This window comes from Bdellovibrio sp. MYbb2 (genome assembly GCF_056175685.1).
This window is the reverse complement of record NZ_JBJKJI010000002.1, coordinates 340,355-366,032: the sequence shown is the minus strand read 5'-3', so window position 1 is coordinate 366,032 and position 25,678 is coordinate 340,355. Positions and strand designations below refer to the sequence as shown.

At 50.8% G+C, this 25,678-nt stretch carries 28 protein-coding genes; 14 read left to right on the top strand and 14 right to left on the bottom strand.

Going from position 1 to position 25,678, the window contains the following annotated elements:
* Positions 1–64 precede the first annotated feature (64 nt).
* Together AC04MQ_RS11675 and AC04MQ_RS11670 are read right to left on the bottom strand one after the other, a co-directional pair.
* Positions 65–1,906 carry a DEAD/DEAH box helicase gene (locus tag AC04MQ_RS11675; RefSeq protein WP_148278751.1) on the bottom strand — a complete coding sequence of 614 codons (1,842 nt, stop codon included), beginning with the start codon at positions 1,904–1,906 and terminating at the stop codon, positions 65–67.
* A 176-nt stretch (positions 1,907–2,082) separates the two neighbouring features.
* Positions 2,083–2,898: a hypothetical protein gene (locus tag AC04MQ_RS11670; RefSeq protein ID WP_015090555.1), complete on the bottom strand. Its 816-nt coding sequence runs from the start codon at positions 2,896–2,898 to the stop codon at positions 2,083–2,085.
* A gap of 212 nt (positions 2,899–3,110) precedes the next feature.
* On the opposite strand from AC04MQ_RS11670, the gene AC04MQ_RS11665 reads away from it, so the two are divergent.
* The 3 genes from AC04MQ_RS11665 to AC04MQ_RS11655 all read left to right on the top strand — a co-directional run bounded on the left by AC04MQ_RS11665 (position 3,111) and on the right by AC04MQ_RS11655 (position 5,933).
* A complete protein-coding gene (locus AC04MQ_RS11665; protein WP_475392129.1) occupies positions 3,111–4,742 on the top strand; it encodes an ABC-F family ATP-binding cassette domain-containing protein in 1,632 nt (543 codons plus the stop codon).
* Positions 4,742–5,542 carry an alpha/beta hydrolase gene (locus AC04MQ_RS11660; protein WP_475392128.1) on the top strand — a complete coding sequence of 267 codons (801 nt, stop codon included), beginning with the start codon at positions 4,742–4,744 and terminating at the stop codon, positions 5,540–5,542. The genes AC04MQ_RS11665 and AC04MQ_RS11660 overlap by 1 nt, the downstream gene beginning before the upstream one ends.
* 121 nt (positions 5,543–5,663) lie before the next feature.
* A complete protein-coding gene (locus AC04MQ_RS11655) occupies positions 5,664–5,933 on the top strand; it encodes a hypothetical protein (protein ID WP_041577309.1) in 270 nt (89 codons plus the stop codon).
* A 500-nt stretch (positions 5,934–6,433) separates the two neighbouring features.
* On the opposite strand, the gene AC04MQ_RS11650 is transcribed toward AC04MQ_RS11655, so the two are convergent.
* Positions 6,434–7,480: a polyamine ABC transporter substrate-binding protein gene (locus tag AC04MQ_RS11650; RefSeq protein ID WP_475392127.1), complete on the bottom strand. Its 1,047-nt coding sequence runs from the start codon at positions 7,478–7,480 to the stop codon at positions 6,434–6,436.
* Between the two features lie 29 nt (positions 7,481–7,509).
* On the opposite strand from AC04MQ_RS11650, the gene AC04MQ_RS11645 reads away from it, so the two are divergent.
* The 7 genes from AC04MQ_RS11645 (at position 7,510) to AC04MQ_RS11615 (ending at position 13,176) form a co-directional block, all read left to right on the top strand.
* A complete protein-coding gene (locus AC04MQ_RS11645) occupies positions 7,510–8,388 on the top strand; it encodes an ABC transporter ATP-binding protein (protein WP_015090561.1) in 879 nt (292 codons plus the stop codon).
* On the top strand, positions 8,385–9,218 hold the full coding sequence (locus tag AC04MQ_RS11640) for an ABC transporter permease (protein WP_475392126.1): 834 nt from the start codon (positions 8,385–8,387) through the stop codon (positions 9,216–9,218). Before AC04MQ_RS11645 ends, AC04MQ_RS11640 begins: the two co-directional genes overlap by 4 nt.
* Complete coding sequence (locus AC04MQ_RS11635; RefSeq protein WP_475392125.1) at positions 9,205–10,044, top strand: ABC transporter permease; 840 nt, start codon at positions 9,205–9,207, stop codon at positions 10,042–10,044. Before AC04MQ_RS11640 ends, AC04MQ_RS11635 begins: the two co-directional genes overlap by 14 nt.
* Positions 10,013–11,269 (top strand): MFS transporter, encoded by a 1,257-nt coding sequence (locus AC04MQ_RS11630; protein ID WP_475392124.1) that lies wholly within the window; start codon positions 10,013–10,015, stop codon positions 11,267–11,269. Before AC04MQ_RS11635 ends, AC04MQ_RS11630 begins: the two co-directional genes overlap by 32 nt.
* 65 nt (positions 11,270–11,334) lie before the next feature.
* Positions 11,335–11,925, top strand: a complete 591-nt coding sequence (locus tag AC04MQ_RS11625) for an RlmE family RNA methyltransferase (protein ID WP_015090565.1) — start codon at positions 11,335–11,337, stop codon at positions 11,923–11,925.
* Positions 11,922–12,599, top strand: coding sequence for an RluA family pseudouridine synthase (locus tag AC04MQ_RS11620; protein WP_475392123.1), 678 nt, complete (start codon positions 11,922–11,924; stop codon positions 12,597–12,599). Before AC04MQ_RS11625 ends, AC04MQ_RS11620 begins: the two co-directional genes overlap by 4 nt.
* Before the next feature lie 88 nt (positions 12,600–12,687).
* Positions 12,688–13,176 carry a MarR family winged helix-turn-helix transcriptional regulator gene (locus AC04MQ_RS11615; RefSeq protein ID WP_475392122.1) on the top strand — a complete coding sequence of 163 codons (489 nt, stop codon included), beginning with the start codon at positions 12,688–12,690 and terminating at the stop codon, positions 13,174–13,176.
* Here the strand turns inward: AC04MQ_RS11615 and AC04MQ_RS11610 are convergent.
* Both AC04MQ_RS11610 and AC04MQ_RS11605 read right to left on the bottom strand, forming a co-directional pair.
* On the bottom strand, positions 13,173–13,814 hold the full coding sequence (locus AC04MQ_RS11610; protein WP_015090568.1) for an HD domain-containing protein: 642 nt from the start codon (positions 13,812–13,814) through the stop codon (positions 13,173–13,175). The genes AC04MQ_RS11615 and AC04MQ_RS11610 overlap by 4 nt on opposite strands.
* 15 nt (positions 13,815–13,829) lie before the next feature.
* Positions 13,830–14,699, bottom strand: a complete 870-nt coding sequence (locus tag AC04MQ_RS11605) for a C1 family peptidase (RefSeq protein ID WP_015090569.1) — start codon at positions 14,697–14,699, stop codon at positions 13,830–13,832.
* A 231-nt stretch (positions 14,700–14,930) separates the two neighbouring features.
* Between AC04MQ_RS11605 and AC04MQ_RS11600 the strand changes: the two genes are divergently transcribed.
* Positions 14,931–15,674: a substrate-binding periplasmic protein gene (locus AC04MQ_RS11600; protein WP_015090570.1), complete on the top strand. Its 744-nt coding sequence runs from the start codon at positions 14,931–14,933 to the stop codon at positions 15,672–15,674.
* Between the two features lie 2 nt (positions 15,675–15,676).
* Here the strand turns inward: AC04MQ_RS11600 and AC04MQ_RS11595 are convergent, their stop codons facing one another.
* From AC04MQ_RS11595 to AC04MQ_RS11580, 4 genes are all read right to left on the bottom strand, one after another.
* The gene (locus AC04MQ_RS11595) at positions 15,677–15,997 is read right to left on the bottom strand and encodes a VOC family protein (protein ID WP_015090571.1); all 321 of its coding nucleotides are present in this window, start codon (positions 15,995–15,997) and stop codon (positions 15,677–15,679) included.
* A 68-nt stretch (positions 15,998–16,065) separates the two neighbouring features.
* A complete protein-coding gene (locus tag AC04MQ_RS11590) occupies positions 16,066–16,566 on the bottom strand; it encodes a thermonuclease family protein (RefSeq protein ID WP_015090572.1) in 501 nt (166 codons plus the stop codon).
* 36 nt (positions 16,567–16,602) lie between these two features.
* Positions 16,603–17,514 (bottom strand): S8 family peptidase, encoded by a 912-nt coding sequence (locus AC04MQ_RS11585; protein WP_015090573.1) that lies wholly within the window; start codon positions 17,512–17,514, stop codon positions 16,603–16,605.
* Positions 17,515–17,690: 176 nt separating this feature from the next.
* A complete protein-coding gene (locus AC04MQ_RS11580) occupies positions 17,691–18,803 on the bottom strand; it encodes a GGDEF domain-containing protein (RefSeq protein ID WP_015090575.1) in 1,113 nt (370 codons plus the stop codon).
* Positions 18,804–19,031: 228 nt separating this feature from the next.
* Here AC04MQ_RS11580 and AC04MQ_RS11575 point away from each other — a divergent pair, with 228 nt between their 5' ends.
* Positions 19,032–20,597 (top strand): FAD-dependent oxidoreductase, encoded by a 1,566-nt coding sequence (locus AC04MQ_RS11575; RefSeq protein ID WP_041577313.1) that lies wholly within the window; start codon positions 19,032–19,034, stop codon positions 20,595–20,597.
* A gap of 38 nt (positions 20,598–20,635) precedes the next feature.
* Here the strand turns inward: AC04MQ_RS11575 and AC04MQ_RS11570 are convergent, their stop codons facing one another.
* Positions 20,636–21,088, bottom strand: a complete 453-nt coding sequence (locus AC04MQ_RS11570) for an OsmC family protein (RefSeq protein WP_015090577.1) — start codon at positions 21,086–21,088, stop codon at positions 20,636–20,638.
* A 122-nt stretch (positions 21,089–21,210) separates the two neighbouring features.
* On the opposite strand from AC04MQ_RS11570, the gene AC04MQ_RS11565 reads away from it, so the two are divergent.
* Positions 21,211–22,164: a YeiH family protein gene (locus tag AC04MQ_RS11565; protein WP_015090578.1), complete on the top strand. Its 954-nt coding sequence runs from the start codon at positions 21,211–21,213 to the stop codon at positions 22,162–22,164.
* 42 nt (positions 22,165–22,206) lie between these two features.
* Here AC04MQ_RS11565 and AC04MQ_RS11560 read toward each other — a convergent pair whose 3' ends face one another.
* Both AC04MQ_RS11560 and AC04MQ_RS11555 read right to left on the bottom strand, forming a co-directional pair.
* Complete coding sequence (locus tag AC04MQ_RS11560; protein WP_041577316.1) at positions 22,207–22,377, bottom strand: DUF1328 domain-containing protein; 171 nt, start codon at positions 22,375–22,377, stop codon at positions 22,207–22,209.
* Between the two features lie 348 nt (positions 22,378–22,725).
* Positions 22,726–23,526 (bottom strand): hypothetical protein, encoded by an 801-nt coding sequence (locus tag AC04MQ_RS11555; RefSeq protein WP_041577320.1) that lies wholly within the window; start codon positions 23,524–23,526, stop codon positions 22,726–22,728.
* 258 nt (positions 23,527–23,784) lie between these two features.
* On the opposite strand from AC04MQ_RS11555, the gene AC04MQ_RS11550 reads away from it, so the two are divergent.
* The gene (locus AC04MQ_RS11550; RefSeq protein WP_015090581.1) at positions 23,785–24,054 is read left to right on the top strand and encodes a hypothetical protein; all 270 of its coding nucleotides are present in this window, start codon (positions 23,785–23,787) and stop codon (positions 24,052–24,054) included.
* 38 nt (positions 24,055–24,092) lie between these two features.
* Here the strand turns inward: AC04MQ_RS11550 and AC04MQ_RS11545 are convergent, their stop codons facing one another.
* Both AC04MQ_RS11545 and AC04MQ_RS11540 read right to left on the bottom strand, forming a co-directional pair.
* A complete protein-coding gene (locus tag AC04MQ_RS11545) occupies positions 24,093–24,401 on the bottom strand; it encodes a hypothetical protein (RefSeq protein WP_015090582.1) in 309 nt (102 codons plus the stop codon).
* 92 nt (positions 24,402–24,493) lie between these two features.
* A complete protein-coding gene (locus AC04MQ_RS11540) occupies positions 24,494–25,678 on the bottom strand; it encodes a hypothetical protein (protein WP_015090583.1) in 1,185 nt (394 codons plus the stop codon).

Here is a 25,678-nt window from a genome sequence, read left to right as displayed (position 1 = left end):
TTGTTCAGAAATATCACACTGTCGTGACAAAACTGCGCTGTCTCAGAACGAGACAATGATGTTATTAGTCGCGGAACTGACGTTTAGGACCACGGAAGCGTTTGATGCCTGGGTGGTCACCACGACGCTCTGGACGGTCTGTCTCGGAACGCTGAGGGCGCTCAGAACGCTCACTGCGTTCAGCGCGAGGCGGACGAGAGTCGCTGTTGCCGGAAGCACGGTAAGAACGCTCGGAACGCTCTGCGCGTTCAGCACGTTCGCTGCGCTCAGGACGTTCAGTTCTTTCCGGGCGGTCACGGAAAACCGGTCTTTCGGTTCTTTCTGCGCGCACTTCGCCTCCGTTGAACTCAGCGCGAGCACCTTCAGAACGGAAGCCACGGGCAGGGGCGCTGGCGCCACGGCCGCCACCGAATGGACGGCGGGCACGGGAATCATCACGGTCATCACGACGATCACCACCACGGCCGCGAGAGAAGCGGTTGTCGTTTGGATCACGTGGCAACAATTCACGAGGAACGCGGTCGCCCATGTAGTCCAGCATCAGATCTTTCTTCACGAACACGTTCGGGAAGTAAGCCGCGATAAAGCGACCCAGAAGCTCTTCTTTGGAAAGCTCTTTGAAGTTGATGTCTTCAGCCTGGATCAGATCCTGGATCAGGTCCATCGCCAGTTGCAATGGCACGGATTCAGCGTCCATTGTGCTGACTTTATCCATAACGTCTTTGATTTTCAGACCAGCCACTTCATCAGCAGAAGGAACAACACCTTTGGTCAAAACGGCTTTCGTGTTTTGCATCACACGGCGAAGAAGAGTCAGTTGCTCTGGATTCACCAAAGTGATTGCAGTTCCTTTTTGACCATTACGACCGGTACGGCCGATACGGTGAACGTAAGATTCAGAATCCCAAGGCAAAGAGTGATTCACAACGTGAGTCAGATCCTTGATGTCCAGACCGCGGGCAGCAACGTCTGTTGCCACGATCACTTTCACCTGACGCTGTTTGAATTTCTTCAAAGTCGCTTCACGTTCCTGCTGGGACTTGTCACCGTGCAGAGAATCCGCCGGGAATCCACGCTGGGTCAGAATGTCAGCAAGCTCTGCCACTTCCATTTTCGTCTGGCAGAAAATGATGCCATAGAATTCCGGAGCCGTTTGCAACAGACGTGCAATCACTTCTGTTTTGTAGGAGTTTTTAACTGTGTAGTAGATCTGCTCGATAGTGTCAGCAGTGCCGCCCACTTTGTTCACAGATACAGTTTCAGGGTTTTCAAGGTAAGTGGAAGTCAAACGACGAACTTCAGAAGACATGGTTGCAGAGAACAACCACGTACGGCAAGCCGCACGTACAGAGTCAGAATCTTCCGGCTGAGTTGCAGAAAGAATTGTTTCCAGAGCTTCTTTGAAACCCATGGAAAGCATTTCGTCAGCTTCATCCAGAACGACAGTTTTAACGCTCTGAAGTTTGATCATTTTCTGTTCAAGGAAATCAACCAGACGGCCCGGAGTCGCCACAACAATGTGCGCGCCACGTTTAACACCGTCGATCTGTGTGCGGTAAGAAGCGCCACCGTAGATGGTTACTACGCGAACGCCTTTTTTCTTACCCAGCAAAGTCAGCTGTTCTGCTACTTGCAGAGCCAGCTCACGCGTTGGGCTCAGGACAAGAGCCTGAGTGTCTTTGGTGGTGCTGTCGATGTTTTCAATCAGCGGGATACCGAAGGCAGCGGTTTTACCCGTACCAGTGGATGCCAGACCGATAAAGTCATTGGCACCAGCCAGCAGAATCGGCAAAGCCTGACGCTGGATCGGAGTTGGAGTGGTGAAGCCCATGTCTGCCATCGCAGCCATTACGGGTGCACTCAGTCCAAAGTTTTCAAAATTATCTACGGTTGTTAACGGAGTCATTAGAGACCTTTCAGGTAATAGGAAGTGGTCTCAAATAAAAAACACCATATGTGCATTGATACCGCACTGCTTGCGGCAGATCCAAGCCCACTTCAAAAAGATGCGCCAAGATAGTCGATCTTGGCGCGAAAAGCTTTATATATTTTTAATATTTCCGAATTTCCGAGAATAATGAACTATTTGCACAAGGGAAGGGTCTTGACGATAGCCGCGATGTTGTTGATTTGTTGGTACTTTCCGCCGGATTTGATCACCGCCCAATACACCCCTGAACTTACGACAATACGACCTTTACTTTTGATTTGGCCGGCCATGATGCCGACTCCGCAGTGCAGGTTGATATAGGGATCCAAAATGGTTTTCTTTGGATCGGTGGCAGCCAGGTTTTTATCCTTTTGCCAGTCGAATTTGCAATAGCGCGCCCATTGTACGTCTTGATAGGAAAGCTGCAAAAGCCCCTCGGAATACACCGCCTTGCCGGTAACCGGGTCCGATCCCATGGTGGTTTCCTGCATGCGCGACACGGGACTGTAGGCGCTCTCATATTTTGCGATGGCGACAAAAAGCTGAGCCCAGGCATTGGCTCGCTGGTTGTTGTCCAGAGTGTTGTATTTCGGGCAGAACGTGGTGATGTCATCAGCACCGGGAAGCAGGCTGCTCCATTCGTTCAGGATAAGCTCTTGCAGAAATTTGGACCATTCGGTGCGCTCGGGGTATTTGGTGCTTTCCCAAGCCAGGGCCTGCATCTTGTAGCCGGGCTCTGGTTCAGGCTCTGGGGTCGGCGTTGGTGTGGGTGTCACACCGGTGTCTGTATCATCACCCGGATCGGTGCTGCCGGGATCAGTGACCCCTGCACTTTGGTTTGAATCATCCAGACTGGTGACTGGAAATTGACTGGAATTTGCACAACCTGTGAACAGAACAACGAGTGAAATCAAGGCGGCACCGATTGTATTGTTTTTAACTGCTGTGTGGTTCTTTGTTGCGATCATGTGTAACCCCCGCAGCCTTACCAGAGCAACGTCGGGACCATGTGAGGCGGGTCTATATTTGGCGAAGTCCTTGATATCTCTTAGGGATTTGGACCAGAAAATTCCCGAATTTGTGATTTTTTGTGTAGACTCTGAGTGGTGCTAAAAAAGAAGGCAGATTTTCCCGAAATTTTTGAAGCCTTCAGAAGCAAAAAAAGTTATACGAAGGACCTATGATTCATTTATCAAATATCACCAAGCAGCAGGGTAACAAAGTCCTCTATCGCAACGGATCTTTCCAGATCAATGCCGGAGAGAAAATCGGTCTGGTCGGCCCCAACGGCGCCGGTAAAACCACCATCTTCCGCATCATTATGGGCGAAGAGGGCATCGACGGCGGCACTATTTCCAAATCGGATCGCACTGTGATCGGTTACTTCTCCCAGAACATCGAAGAGATGAAGGGGAAGTCCGCTATCGAAGAAGTCAAATCTGCGGTGGGCAACATCGGCGACATGCAAGTGCGCATGCAGGAATGTGAAGCCAAGCTTGCGGACCCGGATTTGGATCCGGATGAAATGATGAAGATTCTGGAGGTCTACGGTGAACTGCAGGGCGAATTCGAACGCCTGGGTGGTTATGACCTTGAATCCCGCGCTGCGGAAATCCTGACCGGTCTTGGTATCGGTCCGGATGATTATCATCGCCCCAGCGAAAGCTTCTCGGGCGGTTGGAAAATGCGTATTGCTTTGGCAAAGATCCTGGCATTGAACCCAGAAGTTTTGCTGATGGATGAGCCGACGAATCACTTGGACGTGGAATCCATCGTCTGGCTGGAAGAGTGGCTGGTGAACTTCAAGGGCGCGATCCTGATGACAAGTCACGATCGTGACTTCATGAACCGCCTGGTTGGCAAGATCGTCGAGATCGCCAATAAAACCATCACGGTTTACGGTGGCAACTATGACTTCTACGAAAAAGAGCGGGACATCCGCAAAGAACAGCTGATCGCCGCAGCGAAACGCCAGGAAGACATGCTGGCGAAAGAAGAAGAATTTATTGCCCGCTTTGCAGCCCGTGCTTCCCACGCCGCACAAGTTCAGTCGCGTGTGAAGAAACTTGAAAAAATTGATCGTATTGAAATTCCGGAAGAGGAAAACGAAATTAAATTTGAATGGCCGGTGCCTGCGCGTGGCGGGGACGAGGTTGTGAAGCTGGAAGGTCTTTCCAAAATCTGGACACGTGATGACGGCAAGGAAAAGCTTGTCTTTTCTGGTGCCAATGCGCTGGTGAAACGTCAGGACCGTATTGCGGTTGTAGGTGTGAACGGTGCGGGTAAATCCACATTGCTTAAAATCATCGCGGGTCACGCTGAAGCCACCGAAGGAAAAATGACTTTGGGTGCTTCTATCAGTCTGGGGTACTTCTCTCAGAATTCTTTGGATGTTCTTGATCCGAAAATGACAATTGTTGATGAAGTTCACTCTCGCATTCCGAATGCCGGTATGGGCACGGTGCGAAGCCTGCTGGGTGCTTTCAAATTCTCGGGTGAAGAAGCCGAGAAAAAGATCTCGATCCTGTCGGGTGGTGAAAAGTCCCGTGTGGTTCTGGCCTGCATTCTGGCGCAGCCGGTGAATTTGCTTATTCTGGATGAGCCGACGAATCACTTGGACATCAAATCCCGTGAATTGCTTCTTGATGCGATCAAGAAATTCCCGGGCACAGTGATGATCGTATCGCATGATCGTCACTTCCTGCGCGAAGTGACCACCCGAGTGTTTGAAGTCGACAAGAATCAGATTCGCATCTATGACGGCGACTACGAATACTATCACCACAAAAAACAGCAAGAGCAGATGGCTTAATGACTGGCAAAATCCTGGATCTGAAAAGTTTCAAAATCCCGCTGGGAAAACTGTCCCCGCTTGAAACTTTTCGCACTCGCCAGGGGGATGTTCTGTCTTATCGTGTTTACCCCGCATGGTCGGACAATTTGATTGTTCTGTATCATGGGGTGGGCAGCGACAGCCGGTACATGTGTGTGCTGGCTTCCGCCATGGCTCAAGCTGGCCTTGGAACCGTTGTGACCCCGGACCTGCGCGGTCACGGTGCCAGCTTGAATGCGGAAGATCCCCAATCGCAGCATCAATTTGAAATCGATCTTGAAGAGCTTGTCATTCACATTAAAATGACTCGCGCGGTTTCGCGCATAGGACTGGTCGGGCACTCGTTGGGTGGCGGCTTCGTATTGCGTGTGGCGGTGTCTGACATCCGCAAGCAGTTCGCCAAATTCCTGGCGATCTCGCCGTATCTGCCGCCAAGTTTGAATGTTTTCCGTGAGAACTTCGGCGGATGGATTTCGCCAGACAGCACTGGTGGCTTTAAAGTCAACATGCCTGCGGAATTCATCAGTGGTCAGGAAAAGCTGACTTACAGTGCGGCTTATCTGGCGGCAGTGGCGCCGTCGGAAAATATCATGGCGGAACTTCAGAAGATGCAGCCGCCGGTGCAAGTCGTGGTGGCCGATCAGGATGAACTCATCATCCCGCAGCGCCATGTGGATCTCTTTACTGAGGCCGGAGCGAACATTCGTAGGGTGGAAGGCTTAAATCACCTCACAATTGTCTCGAAACCGGATGTCTGGCTGTCACAAATTTCACTTTGAGCCGTCAGTATTACGATTTATCCCCCAGGTGGGGAATTTACTGCAACCCCCTTTAGCTCTATCAAAGTCCTGCCGAAAAGTTATACGAAATAACCAAAATAATTGAACGTAGGTGGTGGTTATGAATACGGAGCTTGGCGCATTTGCGCTCAGGCAGGTGCTTGCCTCAACAGCAGTGTTAGGCCCGATCCTGATCTTGATCGGCCTTTGTTACTTCCTCTTTAACCAAAGCAGAAGAAGCGTGACCTTATACATAGGCACGGGCTTGATTCTGACCGTCATCGGAGTCGCTTGTTTGTACTCCGAACTTCGCAGCGAAGACTCAAGAGTCCACAACGATGCGGCCATCGAACAGGTCGAAGTCATCGCTGAGGAAGCTGTTCGGAAGTAGTTCCTGAATTGCCTTGTCCGTCTTAGCGCGGGGATTTGCTTGCGAACTTGGCCAGTCCCAGCGCTGCGGGGGACGCCGTCCGGGCGCCGACAAAGCCCCCTTCGCGCTGGCACTGTCCAAGCTCACCAGCAAATTTGCGTTGTCCCAATCAATTCAGAAACTACTTCCGAACATCTCATCACAAAGAAATCGGTTCAAAGGCATATCGTCGTTTACCTGCGCTCAAAAACAATGCGCTTCGAAGTTCTGCCGTACTTGGCACCGAACATCGCGTGCCTGCGCAGTTAAGAATCCACTGATTGTTAGATATTTCCGAATGGAACAATTTGGATGGGGACTTGAGGGAGCCCGCCGCAGCGGTCTTTGCCGGCGCCCGGATGGCGCGAACTCGGCCCCGAAGGGGACGAGCGGCAACTGAGTCCGGATGGCGTACCGTGGAGGCGGGATCCCTCAAGACCCCAGCCAAACCCCGCGCCACCCGGCAACTGACGAACCCACAATCAGTGAGTTTTAATTTCTGTCCAAGAGTCTTCGAAGAGCTTGTTTTTCTCGCCTTGGTCCTGGATTCGTTCTAGTTTTTTTAGAGTCGCTTCATCCGGGAACAGTGCGCTGTTGTTTTGCATTTCTTTTGGCAGGGATGCTTTGGTGTTTTTCAGGACAGGACCGCCCAAGATTGTTTTTACTCGGTTGATTTCTGCCTGTTCACTTAGCAGGAAGTTGATCAGCTTGTGGGCGGCTTCGGGGTGTTTGGCGCCTTTGATGATGACCAGGTTGTCGATGGCGAAGGTTCCGCCTTCGGTAGGGATGATGTATTCGATTTTGCCTGGGGACTTGTCTGCGGCTTGAAGGGCGTCCGAGGAATAGGTCTGGGCGGCAGCGACTTCCTTGTTGTTCAGGATGTCGATGGTGTCAGAGGCGAACATTTTTACGTTCTTTTTTGCCTTCAGCAGTGTGTCTTTGGCTTTTTTGATTTCTTCCGGGTTGGTGCTGTTCACGCTGAAGCCGTTCATTTTCAGGGCGGCGCCCAGGGTTTCGCGCACGTCATCCAAAAGGGCGAATTTGCCTTTCAGCTGTGGGTTTTCCAGAAGATCTTTCCAGCTTTTGATCGGGCCTTTGTAAAGATCGCGGTTCACGGCGATACCCGCAGTTGTCCAGATGTACGGTAACGAAAACTTGTTCTCGGGATCGTAGTTCTGTTTCAGGAACTGAGGATCAATCAGGGTTTTGTTTGAAATCTGATCTTGCTTCAGTGTTTCCAGCAGATTCATTTTGGACATGACTTCAACCATATAGTCGGAAGGCACGGCCACGTCGATGCCGGAAGAGCCCATCTGAACTTTTGCCAGCAGTTCTTCATTCGAGGAATAGTTGGAGATATTGATCTTGATGCCGGTTTCTTTCTCGAACTGAGCCTGCAGTTCCGGGGAAAGATAGTTGCCCCAGATGGACAGGTTGACTTCTTTGGCTTCAGAAACTTCAGCAGACTTTTTTGTACATCCCGCCAGCAACCCACAAAGAGCCAGGCCGGCCATCAATATTCTCGACATTTTTTTATTTCCTTCTTATTGTTAGAAGCATGTTGGAACTTCTGAATATCGGCAAGAGTTTTTCCAGTCAAACGGCCCTGAAGGGAATCAACCTTTCCATTGGGGAAGGGGAGTTCTTTTCTCTGTTGGGTCCAAGTGGATGTGGAAAGACAACACTTCTTCGTATCATTGCCGGTCTTGAAGGCGCCACTTCCGGGCAGATTCTGCTGGATGGTCAGCGCGTGGATCATCTTCCCGCTCAAAAACGTCCCTTTAACATGGTCTTTCAGCGCTATGCTCTTTTCCCGCACATGACGGTGGGGGAAAACATCGCCTATGGTCTGCGCCTGAAAGGTTTGGGTAAAGATCAGATCGAGGCCAAGGTGGCTGAAGTGCTGGCCTTGGTGGACATGGGTGAATTCCGTGACCGCAAGCCTGAAACGTTGTCCGGCGGGCAGTCCCAGCGCGTGGCCGTGGCCCGAGCTTTGGTGAATGAACCCCGCGTGCTTTTGCTGGATGAACCTTTGTCGGCGCTGGATTACCGCATGCGTGAACACATGCAAAAGGAACTGCGCGCTTTGCAACAAAAGCTGGGTTTGACCTTCATCTGTGTGACCCACGATCAGGAAGAAGCTTTGGCGCTGTCCGACCGTATCGGCATCATGAGCCGTGGGGTTTTGGAACAAGTCAGTTCACCGCGCGAGATTTACGAAAATCCTGAAACCATCTTTGCCTCTCAGTTCGTGGAATCCACCAGCTTGTTGCGCGGGGAACTGGTGGAGGTCAGTGAGGATCTGGCCACCATTCGTCTGGGTGATGGCAGTCTTATCAAAGGTAAAATCAACGTGCCACCGGATCAGATCCGTCTGGGCATGAGCATCGAAGCCTACGTTCGCCGTGCCATGGTTTTTGGCGAGCGTGAAAAGTGAAATTAAGAGATTTGTTCCTTCTGCCGGCGGGGTTGTGGCTTGTGGTCTTTGTGCTGCTGCCGCTGATCATCGTCGGCATTGTGAGTTTCGCCACCCGTGGAACTTACGGTGGTATTGAGTGGTCGTGGACCATAGCGAACTATGTGCGTGCTTTTTCACCGACCTATCTGGGGATTTTTGCTGAAAGCTTCAAGCTGGCCCTGATCACGACCGGGATTTGTCTGGTTTTGGGAGTGATGGTTTCCTGGTCCATGGCGACTTCTTCCACACGTTTGCGCCAGCTTTATGTCATGGCCATCGTCCTGCCGTTTTTGACCAATCTGGTGATTCGCATTTATGCCATCCGTCTTTTTGTCGGAGCCGACGGCCCGTTGCAGGCCGGGCTGACATTGCTGGGAATTCCCTTTGATGCGTTTGCACTGACTCAGAACAAGTGGCTGGTGCTTTACGGGATGGTCACGACTTATTTGCCGTTCATGGTGCTGCCTTTGTACGGCGCTTTTGAAAAGTTTGATTTTTCATTGGTGGAGGCGGCTCAGGATCTTGGGGCCGATGTCTGGAAAATTCTTTTCACGGTGATTTTGCCGAATCTGAAAAAAGCCCTTTGGGCGGGATCTTTGCTGGTGTTCATTCCTTCATTGGGTGAATACGTGATCCCGGATCTTTTGGGTGGCGCCAAGAATATGCTTTATGGAAATCTGATCACCGAGCAATTTTTGAAAGCCCGCGATTGGCCTTTCGGGGCGGCGTTGTCGGTCCTGATGATGGTGCTGTTGCTGGTGCTGGCATTGGTGTTCAGAATGTGGGAGGCGCGCCGTGCCCGCGATTGAGCGAAGCCGTCCTCAGGCGCCCAGACTGGCGAAAATCGTTTTGTGGGTGACGCTGCTTTTGCTGCACACGCCGATTCTGGTCATGATTCTGGGGGCGTTGATTGAAAAGACGCCTGAATCCTGGAGCTGGACACTGCGCTGGTTTAGCGAAGTCGTCAATGATCAGGCCTTGATGGATGCCTTGCAGAACAGCGTGCTGGTCGGTGTGACGGCAAGTCTGCTTTCAACGGTGATTGGCACCAGTGCCGCGGTGGGGTTGCACCGTTCAGCGGGGGGCTGGCGCTGGGCAGTCGAAGGATTGTCGGTGGTTTCGCTGGTATTTCCTGAAATCGTTTTTGCGCTTTCATTGTTGTCGTTGTTCTTTATTTTGCAGTTTGAGCTGGGGCTGACAACGGTGGTGATTGCCCATGTCAGTTTCAGTATTTCCTATGTGATGATGACGGTCGGGGCACGGCTTGCGACAATGGATCGCAGCCTTGAAGATGCCGCCCGCGATCTCGGGGCCACCGAGTGGCAGACCTATCGTTCGGTGGTGTTTCCGTTGCTGGTGCCGTCGATCATCGGCGGCGGGGCTTTAAGTTTTCTGTTGTCCTTTGATGACTTCCTGATCACGTATTTTGTGAATGGAGTGGGGCAGGACACGCTGCCCGTCAAGCTTTACACGGCAATGAAACTGGGGGTCAGCCCCAAGCTGAATGCGCTTTCCAGCCTGATGTTTGTTATGACTTTGCTGGCGCTGATTTTCTTCTTCCGTTCTTCCGCGTTCCGTGTTTTCTTTGAAGCGCGGGGGAAGCATGAATCCAAATCAGAAAAAGAAAATCCTTAGCTGGGCCTTTTATGACTGGGCCAACAGTGGTTACGCGACAACTGTTATGGCCGCTTTTTTTCCGGTCTTCTTGAAACAATACTGGAGCGTCGGTACGGACGCCGTTGTTTCCACAGCCCGTTTGGGTGTCACTATTTCCGTTTCAAGTCTGGCCATTGCACTGCTAAGCCCCACTCTGGGGGTGATCGCGGATATGAAGGGTTATAAAAAGCTTTTCTGCATGCTCTTCACTTTGATTGGTGTTGTGGGATGCGCGTGGATGGGGTTCATTCCGCAAGGGGACTGGGTCAGTGCGCTGTGGGCCTATGGTATCACTCTGGCGGCTTTCAATGCAGCCAGCGTCTTTTATGATTCGCTTTTGCCTTACGTGGCTGAACACAAGTACATGGACTTTGCATCCTCACTCGGATACTCGCTGGGTTATTTGGGGGGCGGGGTGCTGCTGCTGCTGAATGTGCTGATGGCGCTTTATCCTCTAAGTTTTGGTATCCCGGATGCGACCGTGGCGACCAAGCTGTCGTTCATGATTGTGTCTGTATGGTGGCTGGCGTTTTCTTTGCCGTTGATGAAGAACGTGCCAGAGCCTGCAGGTGAAAGATCCGTGAAGGGTATCGGAGCATTGACGATGGAAAGCCTGCGCACGTTAAAGGCGACCCTGAAAGCCCTGATGAGAGAGCGCAATCTGTTTATGTTCATGGTGGCTTATTGGTTGTATATCGACGGAGTTTACACCGTGATGACCATGGCTGTGGATTATGGAATCTCGATCGGTTTTGAATCCAAGGATTTGATTGCAGCCCTTTTGATCACGCAGTTTATCGGCTTCCCTTGTGCGTATTTCTTTGGGACTTTGACCAAGCGCTGGGGCGCGAAGATGCCTATTTTGGTTTGCATCGTGGTGTACGGTGTGACCGTGATTGCCGCCACCCAGATGAAGACGGCGACGCATTTCTATCTGCTGGCGACCGTGATAGGTCTGGTGCAGGGTGGGGTGCAATCGCTCAGCCGTTCCATGTTTGGTCGTATGATCCCGAAAGAGGCCAGTGGCGAGTACTTTGGGTTGTTCAACCTGGTCGGCCGCTTTGCCTCTATTTTGGGCCCTCTGGTGGTGGCAGCTGGCGCCATGCTTAGCGGCAGCTCCCGCTGGGGCATGGTCGGATTGTTGATCCTATTCGTTTCTGGGGGCATTCTGCTGGCCATGGTGAAAGAGCCTCGCGAAGCTTAATCCTTTTTACCGAGGCCCCAAAAAGGGGTGGACTTTGACGGGGGTTCGCTGGATAACCCTCCGATATGACTTACAATCCTCGCGATCATTACTTCAGAAAAGCAAAGCAGGAAAACTTTGCGGCTCGTTCCGTCTTCAAACTTGAAGAGATCGACCAGAAATTCAAAATGTTCAAGCCCGGTCAGGTGGTACTTGATCTGGGGGCTTCTCCGGGATCCTGGTCACAGTATGCTTCCAAGATGGCAGGCGAAAGAGGCCGTGTCCTGGGTGTGGACCTGAGCCCCGTGACCGTGAAATTGAAGAACGCTGTTTTCATCCAAGCCGATCTTCGCGATTTGAATTTGGAAGACATCTTCAAAGAACATGGTTTCGTACCTCCCTTTGATATCGTGATGTCAGACATGGCACCAAAGACCACGGGCATTCGCATGACCGATCAGGCCAGGTCCATGGAACTTTGTGAGCTGGCTTTGGACGTCGCTCGTCGCTTCCTGAAAAAAGACGGGCATTTCGTGTGCAAGCTCTTCCACAGTGATGACTTCGGCAAACTTCGTGATGAAATGAAAAAGACCTTCGCCAAAGTTGAAGCGGTGAAGCCGGACTCCACCCGCAAGATTTCCAAAGAGATCTTCCTCGTAGGCCTTAGTAAAAAATGATTCAGATCGTATTTGAGAATACTCACTTTATCATCTGTGACAAACCGGCAGGTGTGCTTTCCACACCCAGCCGCTTTGAAGAAGATGATGCCCGTCTGTGCCTGGGAACAGCGTTGCAGAAGGAAAAGGGGATTCAGATTTATCCGGTGAACCGACTGGATTTCGAAGTGTCAGGCCTGGTGGTTTATGCCAAGACCGCAGACGCCCATCGCAACGCCAATGCGTGGTTTGAACACAAGACCGTAAAAAAAACTTATCGCGCTTTGACCACCGGTCAGAGCTACGCGCACATTCCCGCCAACGTTCCGAATGAAAAACTGAAACTCAGCCCGCAAGTGGGGAACACATTTGAGTGGCGCTGTCGTTTGCTGCGTGGAAAGCGTCGGGCGTATGAAAGCCCTCAAGGCAAGGAATGCCTTACTGTCGCGGCTTTCCGGGGCATGCAGGGTGAATATCAGGTCTGGGATTTGAATCCTGTTACTGGACGTTCGCACCAATTGCGTTTTGATTTAAGTCGCCATGGGTTTCCGATTGTGGGCGACACACTTTATGGATCAACTGTGGAGCTTTCTGCCAATCGCATCGCTCTTCGCTCGTACAGAATTGATTTTGCGAACGCAAATGGAGCCGCAGCTCTAGGCTTGCCGGAGTTCATTGAGATCTCTTCGTCGTAGTTTCTGTGTGGCTTTGCAAAATGTCATGTATGGCAATACATATAAAAATCGTTTGCACGATCTCTACGAATAGTACTTAATTGATTTCATGAGTAATACTTATTCCGAGTACAGGTCCGAGGTGGGTGAAGTCATGGACTATATCCGCCATATCTTCAAAGCCCTTCGCGTGTCTTCCAGTCAGTTCGAGAAAGATCTAGGTTTGAGTGCCGCACAGATTTTTGTGATGAAGAAACTCAAAGAAGAACCAGGGCTTTCCATCAATGACCTGGCATTGAGGACCACCACCCATCAAAGCTCCGTTTCTGTGGTGGTCAAGAAGCTCGAAGAGCAAGGCCTTGTATCCCGCACTATCTCGAAAGAAGACTCCCGTAAAGTGGTTGTATCGCTCACTCCCTCCGGTCTGGAAAAACTCAGCGAAATCCCCCGCACCATTCAAGAACACATGATTGAAACCCTTCAGAATATGCCACCGGAAAAAACCGCGTCTTTGGCAATTCTGATGCGTGAATTCGTCACCGAAGCCGGTATTGTGGAAACACCAGCGCCGATGTTTGGTGAAGACAACGGCCGCTAGATTTCCCTTTTGATCTGATCCAGATATGTTCTGATGAAGGCGACACGATGTTCGCCTTCTTTTTTTGCGGTGGGTGTGTTCAGGTGATCCACCAGTTTGAACAGTTTCAAAAAGAAATGATCAATCCCATAACTTTTGTCATCCAGTTCGCGGCCTTCAGCCCACGGGTCTTCTTCGGCATAGAAGGGGCGGCTGAGCTGGGTCGTCACGGCAAAGCAGCGAGCGATGCCAATGGCCCCCAGGCTGTCCAGACGGTCAGCATCCTGAACGATGCGCGCTTCCAGGGTTTCGGGCTTAATGGCGGCGCTATAGCTGTGTGCCTCGATGGCGTGGCGGATGTCATTGAAGTATTCTTCCGGGTATTGCACCGACTTCAGATATTCAATCGCCGCTTCTCCGGAAAGCTTTGAAGCGTACGGCCTGCGCGGGTCATTTTTGGGAACGTTGATATAATCATGAAAGAACGCTGCGGGCATCACGACTTCCCAGCGGGCGTGTTCGGCCTGACACAACTGCTTGGCAGTGTGTACGACACGCATAATATGAAGATAGTCATGCGCAGGATCCGAGCTCGGGTAAAGAACCCGGGCCTTGTTGCTGAACATGTGATGCCAGTGTTTTTCCTGAAATGCACTCATGGCTTGAATTTTAAGCTAGGGTTCGGTGACTCTCACCATGGGACCGGTGAGTTTGTCAAAATACGCTGTCAGTGGTTGATCTGAATAACCATCAACGTGATCGAAGGTCACAAAGCCATATCCCTGGTTGCCCCATTTTGGACCCCACGAGTTTTTAAACATAAACACTTTTTGTTCGTCGTCATATCCAACAATCAAAACAGCGTGGCCGCCGCAGTTGATTTTACCGCTGTCACAGTCAGCATTGATTTGCGGGCTGAACGTGAAAGTGCCTTTTTGGTCGTTGATGTGGGACAGGGATACCTTCAAAGTCACAACCACCGGGCGCTTGGCATCCAGTTCCTGGATGAAAAGTTCTGACCAGGGTTTGCGCACCCACATCTGGGTGATGATTTTGGTGCGAATACTGCGATAGTCGACACGGGTGACTTGTTGCTGGCGCAGATCAAAGAAGCTGGTTTGCTCGGGAGTGAAGGGCTTGGTGAAATCCAGGCTGCTTTCCTGATAAGGCAGGTCTTTTTCCAGATACAGGTTGTTGCCGTTGGAAAAATTCAAAAGCAATTGATAGGTGTTACCGAACTCCACCTCAGGACGCCACGGGGACTGCACCTTGTGGCGATAGATTTCGTACTCTTCCGAAATGTCATAGTCCTGGCCGGTGAAGCCTTTGATGGTGGATTCAATCAATGCCGACACGGCAAAATACGCACAAGTGTCGCGGCGTTTTTGATCTTTGACCTCGGTTTGCAGTGGGCGCAGGTCCACTTGTTTGGCCAGGGCCATTTCCAAAAAGAATGAGCACAGCAGGCCCAGCGTCAACAAAAGACGGGTTACTAACAACTTCACAATCACTCCGGTGTAAAGGGATTCAACCCCGATTGCCAAAGCAAGCCTCCTGCCAGCTGTAAAGCGCCACGGTGCAGGGGATGCCCTTTAAATCACCCCTTTAGAGTAAAAACGACAGGATTCACCGCTTTTTAGACACTGAATTATGGTCTGTATTTGTCTTGGGTTTGTCCCTGATATCACCGGGTTGGAGGGCAAAAACAGTTGATCATTTGGCAATCCAAATACATGCTGAGTCCCAACTCTTTTTGTACGTGTAGGTTTATGAGTATGTCCCGCTTTTTGGTATTGCTGGGGGTGTGGTGGTTTGCCATGTCGGCCCGGGCAGAAAAAATTGTCTTTGCCACCTATGATGATATTCCGCCGAAGGTTTATCGCGAAGGAACGGAGCTCAAAGGCACCTACATCGAAATTATCCGTGAAATCTGCAAACGCATGAATGTCGAACCGGTGTTTGAAACTTACCCCTGGCCCCGGGCCGAAGTGATGACTGAAACCGGCAAAGTCGATGCCTTGTTTCCGCCATTCATGACCGACGAACGCAAAAAAGTTTATTACTTCACCGAAGAGCCGGTCACATACACCCGCAACATGGCTTTCGCTCTGAAAAAGCGCAAGGTGAAGGTCACCGGCCTTGAGGACTTCAAAAAACTGACGGTCGGGGTGAATGACCGTTATTCCTATGGGCCGGTCTTTGATGCCTTCAAGAAAAAGCTGCGCCTGGATCACAGCACCACTCAAGAGATGCTGGTGAAAAAGCTCAGCGCCTCAGATGTGAAGCGTGTTGATGTGGTCATCGCATCTGAAGAAGCCTTCTGGTTTCTGGTCAAGAGGATGGGGTACAAGGACGTGTTTGAACAGGTTTATGTTGTTTCGGAAAACCCGTCCTATGTGGTCTTTTCAAAAGCGGCGGGCAAAAGCCATCAGCAGATGGCAGAGCGATTCAATAAAACTCTGGTACAGTTTAAAAAAGAAGGCGGAGTCAAAAGGATCAATGATAAGTATCTGAAGTGATTTCAGTCCGGCTCGGGCAGATTGATCAGATTGTTCTGCCAAGGGGCGGGTTCCCACAATTCGACCCGCTGGCCCTGGGGATCCTGAATCCAGGCAAAAGATCCAAAGTCATTTTCTATCACCTGATCCTCGATTTGAATGCCCTTTCCGGCAAGTTCATTCAAGAGCACCTTCAATCCGTCGACCTGAAAATGCACATCCGAGTCTTTGGCTGACGGCGTGAAGTCACGCGTGTCAATGTCGCGGGCGTTGCTGGTGATATGTCCGCCGAATGTGGATCGGTGCCAGTCAGAAATTCGCTGTGTTTGAGATTCATGTGCCATGGATTTATTCTGGCCAAAGCACCAAGCCCCCGCAATGACGAGGGCGGGGGTGTGCGAACAAGCACTAACTAGTTGTTGGCCGGCTGCCGCAAAGACTTGCACCAGTCTGGATGACTTTTAGTACCACCGTCATAGGCGTAAGCAAGATTGTTCTTTAGCAGGATGTCTGCCAGGGATCTGCCGTCAACCATCACGTCTGCCAGAATGCGGAAATACTTGTCGCGCTGAACATTGTGCAGCTCAACGTTTTTGGCATTTTTCAGGGTGCTGGTCACAAGGTTACGGGCAATGCGCCCGGCTTCCTTTTCGCATTTATTTTTCGTTTTCACTTCGGGTGTGTCGATGCCAAAGACGCGGACGCTGATCTTTTTTCCGATCAGGGCCGGGACGTTGGGAATATTCACGGTCAGGGTGTCGCCGTCATAGTTCTTCAGAACCTCCACACAGCGGAAGGTCTTTTCATCATGTTCACAGGAGGCTTTGATGGTCGCGACCTCGCGGGCTTGAAGACGTTCAGAGCAGGCGGTGATCATCAGGGGCAGAAGCAGAATCAATGCAGGTTTCAACATGGGTTTATTGTAGCGTCCTTTTGTGATCGCTAGCAACTATTCCAGATTCAATTCCGCCTGCAGGTTTGAAATGCGAGTCTGAGAACGGATTTTCCTGGATAGCTGGCGATCTTTGACACCACTTTTCACCAGGGCTTTTTTAACGCCTTCCGGATTCAGGGCTTCCCAGGGGCGGTTCAGCATCAACGAGGCGGCAAGGCCACTGACCCACGCTGTCGCCTGGGATGTGCCGCTCATATAGCCATACTTGCCTCCAGGAAGGGCTGAAAACACATTCTTTCCCGGAGCCGCGATATCCACCGATCCCGTGCCGAAGTTGCTGGAGGCCAGCAGGCGTTTTTGCGAATCCATGGCGGCCACGGAAATAATGTTGTTCAGCTTGTATCCCGCAGGATAGTAGCCCACCAGGTCGGTATTGCGTCCTTCATTGCCGGCGGCAGCGACAAATAGAATGCCCTGTTCCTGGGCGTCGCGAATGGCTGCCTCTTCCATGGGGCTTCTTTCGTCGCCACCGCCGGAATAGTTGATAATATCCGCTTTCATCTTTATGGCATAACGAATGGCCTTTACAGTGTTCATAAGGTTGTCGTTTGCCGGAATCGACGGATCATAATATTTCAAAATCATGAACTTCACGCGCGACGAACGGGTGCGCTGCTGGATGATACCCGCCACGTGGGTGCCGTGGCCGTGGTTGTCGGTCAGGTCATTGTTATTGGAAACAAAATTCCATCCATGGAGGTCATCGGCATATCCATTGCCATCATCATCTTTCATATTGTCTTTTTCGCGGGGGTTCACCCACAGGTTATTGCGAAGCAGAGGATGGTTTACATCCACGCCGGTGTCGATGATCGCCACGACAATATCCTTTTCTGAATTCTCTTGAGAGTATGAATTCATCGAGGCCCCCAGAACTGTAGTGATTAAAAACAGAATTGCTTTCATGCTGAAGTGCTAAAGCAAGCATGAAGCCAACACGGGGAGTGTGTTGATTGAATCTGAACTGGAAATTCGCTGCGAGTGTTCAGAAAAATCTGAACATAAAAAAAGCCCGAACAATTGTTCAGGCTTTTCTGGTCACCACAGTTCTATTGACGACTGTCTAAAAGTTGGACAGCCCCTTAGGCCACACGTTTGATCTGAGAACCCTTGGATACAGTGTATTTGTTGCGTCCGGTTTGCTTGGATTCATACAAGGCCTCATCCGCGCGCTTGTACAAAGCATCGGCCTTTTCGCCCGGCAGCACTTCGGCAATGCCCAGGGAAACGGTGAAGCGGATTTCAAACTTTTCGTGAACAAAGACCTCTTTGCGGATGCGGTTCATGGCTTCCTCCGCCATGCGAACGGCGGCCTGGGCATCACAACCCGGCAGGATCACCGCGAATTCCTCACCACCCAGGCGGGCAATGAAGTCCTCTTCGCGCGAGAAGCTTTCCTGGATCAGACGCACGCATTCCTGCAGGACAAAGTCACCAATGTCATGGCCGTAGGAATCGTTGATCTTTTTAAAGAAGTCGATATCCATAATGATCAACGTCATCGGGTCTTTGTCGATTTCATGCAACTGCAGATAACGGCGGATTTGCTCGTCATAGCTTCTGCGGTTGTGAGCCCCGGTCAGGTGGTCTTTTCTCATGGTGGTGTTGGCCTCCATAAGCTGTTTTTTGACCGTGGTCAGGTTCTTTTTGATCGCCTCCATGCGTTTGGAGCGGCGTTCGTTATGAGTGCTTTGATGCTTCAGATAGAAATTGATGAATTCGCGCGACTTGGCACGCAGCTCTTCAATAGAGTTGGACTCGACCGCTTCACGCAGCTGTTCCAGACTCTGGTTGATGTCACCGCTGGCCGAAGCTTCGGCGTCGACCTCTTCGCTTAGGTGGTCGGCAAATTCCCAGATGATGCGTTTAAAATCATCAAAGGTGTTTTGTACATAGCTGTATTCATCAATGCGATAGCTGGAAATAAACTGACGGATTTCAAACAGCACACGCTCGGTGTCCGCATGATCCTGCTTCACCAGTGATTTTGAGAAATTATCCAGCTTGTTGCGCACTTTGCGCACCGAGTGGTTTTGAATTTCAAAAAGGTGCTTGTTCATAACGTCGAGAATGAAGAGCAGTGTCGCGCGCTCTTCGCTCATGGCTGGAACTTCCTTGGGCTTTTCAGTGCCACCATTGTTCGAGCCCCAGTCCATGTCAAACTGATCAACTAGTTTTTTCACCCACTGTTTCAACTCAAGCCTCCTGGCCACGGATACAACACTTTATTATCGGACTTATTGGGCGTTGTTTGAAGATGGGAAGGGTGTTTTTTGGTGGTTCTGTCTCACCTTGAAACACGAAAAAAAACATTTAATTCTATTTACATTGCAACTGTGTTGCTTTTTAGCATTTTCGTCGAGGTCCTGCTCCAGCCTGAAGCGGAAAATTACTATGATATCCGCATTCAAAGGAGCTGTCTTATGGGAAGAAGTGCAGAGTTGAGCGGACCGAATCTAAGCAGAGGCGTGGACTTAAACGAGCTGCGCGAAGATAAAAGTCTGCTGGGTTATGTGGGTGAAGATCCAGTGATCCTGGTTCGCCACGATGAAGAGTACTTTGCCATTGGTGCAACCTGTTCCCACTATGGGGGGCCTCTTGCTGAAGGTTTGGTGGTTGGAGAAACTGTACACTGTCCCTGGCACCATGCCTGTTTTGACCTGCGCACCGGCGAAGCGCTGAAGGCGCCGGCTTTGAATCCCGTTTCGGCCTACAATGTGGAAATGCGAGGCGGTAAGGTGTTCGTCACTGGAAAAAAAGAAAGCACCGTGCGCCCGCGCGAATGGAGTGAATCTCAGCGATATGTCATTGTGGGTTCGGGCGCTTCGGGGACCGCAGCCGCGATCATGCTGCGCAAGCAGGGCTTTATCGGATCCATCACTATCATCAGCGAAGACAAGTCTTTGCCGTATGATCGTCCGAATCTGTCCAAGGACTATCTGGCCGGGAATGTGCCTGAAGACTGGGTGCCTTTGGAAACAGAGGAATTTTATCAGACCCACAAAATTCATTTTGAACTTTCAACGAAGGCGGAAAAGATCGATGCGCACCGGCGCAGTGTGTTTCTTTCAAATGGAAAGACTTTGCGCTATGACCGGCTGCTCTTGGCAACGGGTGGGGAGCCGATTCATCCACCGATTCCAGGTATTAAGCAAGATCATGTGTTCTATCTGCGCACTTTGCAGGATTGTCAGCGCATCATCGGTCGCACCTCGTGGGCGCAAAAAGTGGTGATTGTGGGTGCCGGTTTTATCGGTCTTGAAGTCGCCGCAGCTCTGCGCCAGCGTAATCTGGAAGTGCACGTGGTGGCGCCAGAGGAAATGCCCCTGTTAAAGGTCGTCGGTGTTCACGTCGGAAGTGTGCTGCACAAACTGCACGAAGAACACGGCGTAATCTTCCATCTGGGGCACACGATAAAGGAAATTCGCCAGCGCAGTGTGCTGCTGGATGATGGCCAAAGTGTGGACTGTGACTTCGTGATTGTTGGAACGGGGATTCGGCCCAACACCCAGCTGGCCGAGCAGGCTGGGTGCTGGGTTGAAAATGGTGTGCTGGTGAATGAGTACCTTGAAACCAGTGTGCCTGGAATCTTTGCTGCCGGTGATATCGCAAGGTGGCCCGATCCCCACAGTCAGCGCTCGATCCGGGTGGAACACTGGGAGGTCGCTGAACGCCAGGGTCAAACGGCGGCCCTAAACATGATGGGCGATCGGGTGAAGTTTCAGGATGTGCCGTTCTTCTGGACACAACACTATGATCTGAGTCTGGGATATGTCGGGCATTCGGATCGCTTTGATCGAATGGATGTGATGGGTGATCTCGGTAGCCGGGACTTTGCCGTGGCCTATTATGAAGATCAGAAGGTGGCGGCGGTGTTAACTCTGGGACGGGATCGGGAAAGTCTTTTGGTTGAGGAAGCTATCGGCCAGTTTGACGAAAAAAAGATCCATGAAATCTTTAATCAGCACGAGCGCAATCATCATCCCTAAAAAAGAAACCCCCGGGATCTCCGGGGGTGTTTAGCAGACTAGTGTGCGGATGCAGAAGGGGAGCGAAGCTCGTGGAAGTCGATTTCTAAAGAAATTTCTGCCTTGAGCACCTTTGAAACCGGACAGTTGGCCTTGGCATCCTGAGCAATGGTTTCAAAGAGTTTGCGATCAATGCCCGGCACCAGCGCACGCAGCTTCAGCTTGGAAGACGTGATGGAAAATCCTTCGCCGGACTTTTCCAGGCTCACTGTCGCAGAGACATCCAGCGATTCCGCATTGAATCCTTTTTTGGCGAGGGCTCCAGAAAGGGCCATGGAAAAGCAGCCGGCGTGAGCTGCGCCAATCAGTTCTTCGGGGTTGGTCCCCATGCCATTTTCAAAACGATCCGAAAAGGAATAGGGAAGATTCTTAAGGGCGCCGCTTTCTGTGGACAGTTCGCCGCTACCATGTTGAAGATTTCCCTGCCAGTGAGCTGAACCTTTGCGTTGCATTGCAACCTCCTTTGTTCGAGGAAAGCATAAGATGTTTAATCGTCCTTCGCCTAGTGCTCCGACAAAATGCATTTTTACGATTGTTAGGTGACAGAAGGATTCCCGCCACGCATAGTGGATCTATGAACAAAACAAAAATAGCAAAAATTGCGTTTCCGATAGCGGCACTTTTGTGCTTTTTCCCCTTTGTCTCTTCCGCAGCGGCCTTGGTTCTGGGCGTCTTGCTGGCTGTTTTTTTGGGTAATCCTTATGTCGATAAAACCCGCAGCTATACTCATCATCTGTTAAGTCTTTCTGTGATCGGTCTGGGGGCCGGGATGGATTTGATGGTCGTGGGTCGAGTGGGTTTTCAGGGCATCGGCTACACTGTGGTGGGGATCTCTTTCACTTTGCTTTTGGGGATGGTGATCGGGCGCATGCTTAAGATCGAACGTGATACTTCTACATTGATCACGGTGGGCACCGCGATCTGTGGGGGCAGTGCGATTGCGGCGGTGGCTCCTACAATTCGCGCCAAGTCTCATGAAGTATCCGTGGCATTGGGTACGGTGTTCATGCTGAATGCCTGTGCATTGGTGATCTTTCCTTGGATTGGTCATTTGCTGAATCTGACGCAGACCCAGTTTGGTCTTTGGAGTGCCTTGGCAATTCACGACACCAGCTCTGTGGTGGGTTCAACATTGCAATATGGGCCAGAGTCTTTGCAAGTGGGAACCACGGTAAAACTGGCACGCGCGTTGTGGATTGTTCCGGTGACGTTCTTGATTGGTTTGTTCTATTTCCGCGGTCAAAAAGTGGAAGGTGGTGCCGGCAAGGCGAAAAAGCCCTGGTTCATTCTGGGCTTTTTGATCGCAGCCGCCCTGGTGACCTGGATTCCTGAACTGCGCCCGGTGGGCCACGTGGTTGAAACCGTGGCGAAACGCGCTTTGGTAGTGACGTTGTTCCTGATCGGTGCCAACCTGACGAAGGAAACCCTGAAAAGCGTCGGCATCAAACCGTTCCTGCAAGGGGTGGGGTTGTGGATCGTGGTGGCGTCCTGCACGCTGGGTGCGATTTTGATTGGATGGATTCACTAAAATAAAAAAGGCGCTGGTGACAGCGCCTTTTTTATTATTCCGTCAGGGCTTTCGACCACTGACCAGATTGATGACAAAGCTGATAATGGCCAAAGCCAGGAAGACGAACAGTAAGATTCGTCCGATCTCCACCGACAACCCCGCTACGCCGCTGGCACCGAAGATGTAGGCTACAATCGCTAGAATAAAGAAAGCTATCGCGGCTCTAAGCATAAGAGCTCCTTTCAGTTGGGGCGGGGGGTGAGTGCGGGTGCAGATAGAAGTCCTCAAAGTTATCCCTTGAGCTGTTCATCTGTGAAGGATACGGGACGGTTTCGCGCTGATGGCGTTTGGATGCCCTTTGCATCTCGTCCAGTTCCCAGATTCGGCACAGTTCATGGATGTGTTTTTCAGACTGATCCATTGGCTCCTGCATGATTCCTCCCACGCATGTGGTGGTTTATAGGATCGGCGCAGAAGATTTGAAAGGCCAAGTTTTTAAAGGAAATGTTTTAGAAAACAAAAATACGGTGCGGACCGGGCGCCCCCCGAGGGAAATCAGAGCGACGCCCGACCGTCTTGTTACTTACAGAAGGATAATTTTTTAACCATGCCAGAGATCTCGGTGATCTTCTGATATTTGCCACCGCTTTTTAGCACAGCCCAGTACGCGCCGGAACCCACCGTGATCAGACCTTTGTTTTTGATCTGTTTGGCCATGATGCCGACTCCGCAGTAAAGGTTCTTGTACGGATCCAGAATGGTTTTCTTGGGATCTTTCGCGGCCAGGTTTTTGTCTTTGCTCCAGTCAAACTCACACCAGCGAGCCCACTGCACATCCTGATAGGACAGTTGCAACAGACCTTCAGAATAAACCGGATTGCCGGTCACAGGATCAGTCCCCATGGTTGTTTCATGCATGCGTGATGTGGGGCTGTAAGCGCTTTCATATTTCGACATGGCCGAGAACAACGCGGCCCACACATTGGCCCGCTGATCGTTGTCCAAAGAGCTGTAGCGGGGGCAGAATTTGCTCATGTCATCTGCGCCACCCAGAAGGGTGTTCCAGTCATCCAGGATGATCTTGTGCAGGTATTCAGACCACTGTCTGCGCTCTGGATTTGTGGATGTTTCCCAGGACAGGGCTTCTATTTTGTAGCTGTTGTCAGGGACAGACGGCACGGATGGTTCAGATGGGTTGGCGGGTTCAGTGGGGGTTTGTTCGCCCGTATCCGGTGTGCCCGCGCTGCCGTTGCCATCTTCAATGGTGCTGGCCAGATCTTTCAGGGAAGTAGAGGAAGGGGAACAACCAGCCGCCATCAAAAATGCAATAGCAATAGCAGCGAAAGAAACAGCTTTCGTAAGATGCTTAGGGTTCGTCAAAAGACCTCCAAAGTGTCGGGGGCTCCTGCTGAAGAACGTGCGAACGGTGCCGGGTAAACTGTTATGGGTTCAAAATCATGTCACCGGTGTAAGACAAAGCTGTACTTTCAAAATACAAGAAGGCTTCCGAAGTATGTTAACTTTCACACTGAAACATAAAAATTCAGGACGATGGGTTTGAAAATGCCGACGGAGGTCTGGTAAAAAATGAATTTGATGATTCTTTAAATCAGAGATTTTTCATGTTCCAATACGGATATGAGTTTGGAGAAGTATTTTAAAGACATTATTGCCCGAGTTGAAGCCTCAGACGAGATCACCAACGCTGGCAAGGACAATGAAGGTTTTTACAAACCCACACGCACGATTCTGCTGCGGCATCTGAATCTGCTCAAAGATCTGCATGCAAAGCCCTTGGCTAAAAAGATGTGTCAGCAGTCCTGGGACTATGTGACCGAGCATGTACCACCGGAATGGCTGATTGCGGGGGATGATGAAAAAGACCAGCTAAAGAAAATGCTGGAATAAAAAAAGCCAGGAGGACCCTGGCTTTTTTGTTTTTGAAATTAATCGTTACACTGAGCAAAGCTGAAGTCGGAATCTTCCAAGCGGTCCATCCACCAGTCAACACAGCCACCAGAATCATATTCGCTGCATTTGATCACAGAAGTGGAAAGCGCGCCATCGATGCAAGTGCGTGTGCGGGCAGTGCTGTTGCAAGTGTAGTTAGGGCCGATTTGTTTTGTCGGTTCAGCGCTGTAGTACATACGAACAGTTTTACCGTTCGGGATGATCAAACCATCAGCAGAAACGCAGTTGTGAGCTTGAGCTGTTGCGGAAACGCCCAGTGCCAAGGCAAAGATAAGTGCTTTCATTCTATCTCCTATGTTTTCAGAACCGGGACTATAGCCAAAATGTTCCGCGAATGTTGTCAGGAGATTGTCAGGGAATGGTTGGGATTTGTGAATTACCGGTTATTCACCAGTTTTCTTTCGGTGTACCAATGAAATCCAAAGCGGCCCTTGTGCATGTCATACTGGAGTTGAGGCTTTTCGCCGCGATTTCGGATTTGATCAATTATTTCGCAAACCGAAGGGGCCAGGTCATTTCCTTCGGCGCGGTGTGATTCAATCGGATCGGGACTGACCACATGGCACACCTGACGGCGTGAACGTTTGGATTTGCGCACTTCAATCCTGTTGGAATGAATGTCCATGGACAAGATCTGCTCAGGCTGGGATTTTGTATAGTTCAGAAACTTAAATGTGGAATAAGACCAGGCCGGAGCGGCAATAATCATCAAAAATAAGAATGGGAATAAAAAGTGCGGCGCCCAGGCCGAACCCTTCATGCTGACCAGTCCTCCGGTCATCAGGGCAAAGAACAGAGCCAGTGACGGTATTAATCCCCAGGCAAAGAAGGGCATTCCTTCGTGAATTAAGCCCAGACTTCCACTGAAGTAGGCATGGGAATAAAACATCACTCCTGTCAGCGTCAGGGCCAGGCCCATCAGAGTCAGCTTCAGGCCCCGGCGAAAACCGATTTGATCCCAATTGATAGGGTCCGTTCCCCATTTATCCAGAAGCAGATTTTTCAGTTTTAGCAGGCTTCCCGAAACTGTGGTGAAATCCTGAAGAAACAGCGCCAGATCCTCGGTCTTCATCTTTTTCATGAAGGATCGCTTGAAAGACAAATCTGTGCGATAGGTTTTCAAATGCACAGAAATCTTTCCGTTTTTAATCTGGATCTTTTTAATTGCTTCGTCGGTCAAAAGTTCCTGAATCACAGCGCGAATGGTGTGCTCGGATTTCAACAGATTGTGAATCGTGCGGCTGTCGGTGTTGATATAAACCAGATCATCGAAAGTGCGATCACCAGTCTGGCATTCGCGGGCAACGGAAAGTCCCTTCAGCATTTCAGTCCACGAGGACTCGCGATGGAAATCCAGGTGAACGTTGTGGTGGGGAAAGTCCATGATGAAGTGCAGATAATAACCGGAGGCGCCGTTTTTTTCAGAAAATGCCTGTGCTGTGACTTCCCAGTTTTGTCCCAGATACTGAGTGGGTTGGCCACTGTCTTTACGAAACAGCAGCCAATAGTAATAAGCCGCCAGCGGGATAAAGATCAGTAGCAGGGCAATAATCAACTGCAC

Bases quoted from the DNA above. Each gene is read 5' to 3' on its own strand.
- AC04MQ_RS11675 (WP_148278751.1), bottom strand. From the start codon at position 1,906: ATGACTCCGTTAACAACCGTAGATAATTTTGAAAACTTTGGACTGAGT.
- AC04MQ_RS11670 (WP_015090555.1), bottom strand. From the start codon at position 2,898: ATGATCGCAACAAAGAACCACACAGCAGTTAAAAACAATACAATCGGT.
- AC04MQ_RS11665 (WP_475392129.1), top strand. From the start codon at position 3,111: ATGATTCATTTATCAAATATCACCAAGCAGCAGGGTAACAAAGTCCTC.
- AC04MQ_RS11660 (WP_475392128.1), top strand. From the start codon at position 4,742: ATGACTGGCAAAATCCTGGATCTGAAAAGTTTCAAAATCCCGCTGGGA.
- AC04MQ_RS11655 (WP_041577309.1), top strand. From the start codon at position 5,664: ATGAATACGGAGCTTGGCGCATTTGCGCTCAGGCAGGTGCTTGCCTCA.
- AC04MQ_RS11650 (WP_475392127.1), bottom strand. From the start codon at position 7,480: ATGTCGAGAATATTGATGGCCGGCCTGGCTCTTTGTGGGTTGCTGGCG.
- AC04MQ_RS11645 (WP_015090561.1), top strand. From the start codon at position 7,510: ATGTTGGAACTTCTGAATATCGGCAAGAGTTTTTCCAGTCAAACGGCC.
- AC04MQ_RS11630 (WP_475392124.1), top strand. From the start codon at position 10,013: ATGAATCCAAATCAGAAAAAGAAAATCCTTAGCTGGGCCTTTTATGAC.
- AC04MQ_RS11625 (WP_015090565.1), top strand. From the start codon at position 11,335: ATGACTTACAATCCTCGCGATCATTACTTCAGAAAAGCAAAGCAGGAA.
- AC04MQ_RS11620 (WP_475392123.1), top strand. From the start codon at position 11,922: ATGATTCAGATCGTATTTGAGAATACTCACTTTATCATCTGTGACAAA.
- AC04MQ_RS11615 (WP_475392122.1), top strand. From the start codon at position 12,688: ATGAGTAATACTTATTCCGAGTACAGGTCCGAGGTGGGTGAAGTCATG.
- AC04MQ_RS11610 (WP_015090568.1), bottom strand. From the start codon at position 13,814: ATGAGTGCATTTCAGGAAAAACACTGGCATCACATGTTCAGCAACAAG.
- AC04MQ_RS11600 (WP_015090570.1), top strand. From the start codon at position 14,931: ATGTCCCGCTTTTTGGTATTGCTGGGGGTGTGGTGGTTTGCCATGTCG.
- AC04MQ_RS11595 (WP_015090571.1), bottom strand. From the start codon at position 15,997: ATGGCACATGAATCTCAAACACAGCGAATTTCTGACTGGCACCGATCC.
- AC04MQ_RS11590 (WP_015090572.1), bottom strand. From the start codon at position 16,566: ATGTTGAAACCTGCATTGATTCTGCTTCTGCCCCTGATGATCACCGCC.
- AC04MQ_RS11585 (WP_015090573.1), bottom strand. From the start codon at position 17,514: ATGAAAGCAATTCTGTTTTTAATCACTACAGTTCTGGGGGCCTCGATG.
- AC04MQ_RS11575 (WP_041577313.1), top strand. From the start codon at position 19,032: ATGGGAAGAAGTGCAGAGTTGAGCGGACCGAATCTAAGCAGAGGCGTG.
- AC04MQ_RS11570 (WP_015090577.1), bottom strand. From the start codon at position 21,088: ATGCAACGCAAAGGTTCAGCTCACTGGCAGGGAAATCTTCAACATGGT.
- AC04MQ_RS11565 (WP_015090578.1), top strand. From the start codon at position 21,211: ATGAACAAAACAAAAATAGCAAAAATTGCGTTTCCGATAGCGGCACTT.
- AC04MQ_RS11560 (WP_041577316.1), bottom strand. From the start codon at position 22,377: ATGCTTAGAGCCGCGATAGCTTTCTTTATTCTAGCGATTGTAGCCTAC.
- AC04MQ_RS11550 (WP_015090581.1), top strand. From the start codon at position 23,785: ATGAGTTTGGAGAAGTATTTTAAAGACATTATTGCCCGAGTTGAAGCC.
- AC04MQ_RS11545 (WP_015090582.1), bottom strand. From the start codon at position 24,401: ATGAAAGCACTTATCTTTGCCTTGGCACTGGGCGTTTCCGCAACAGCT.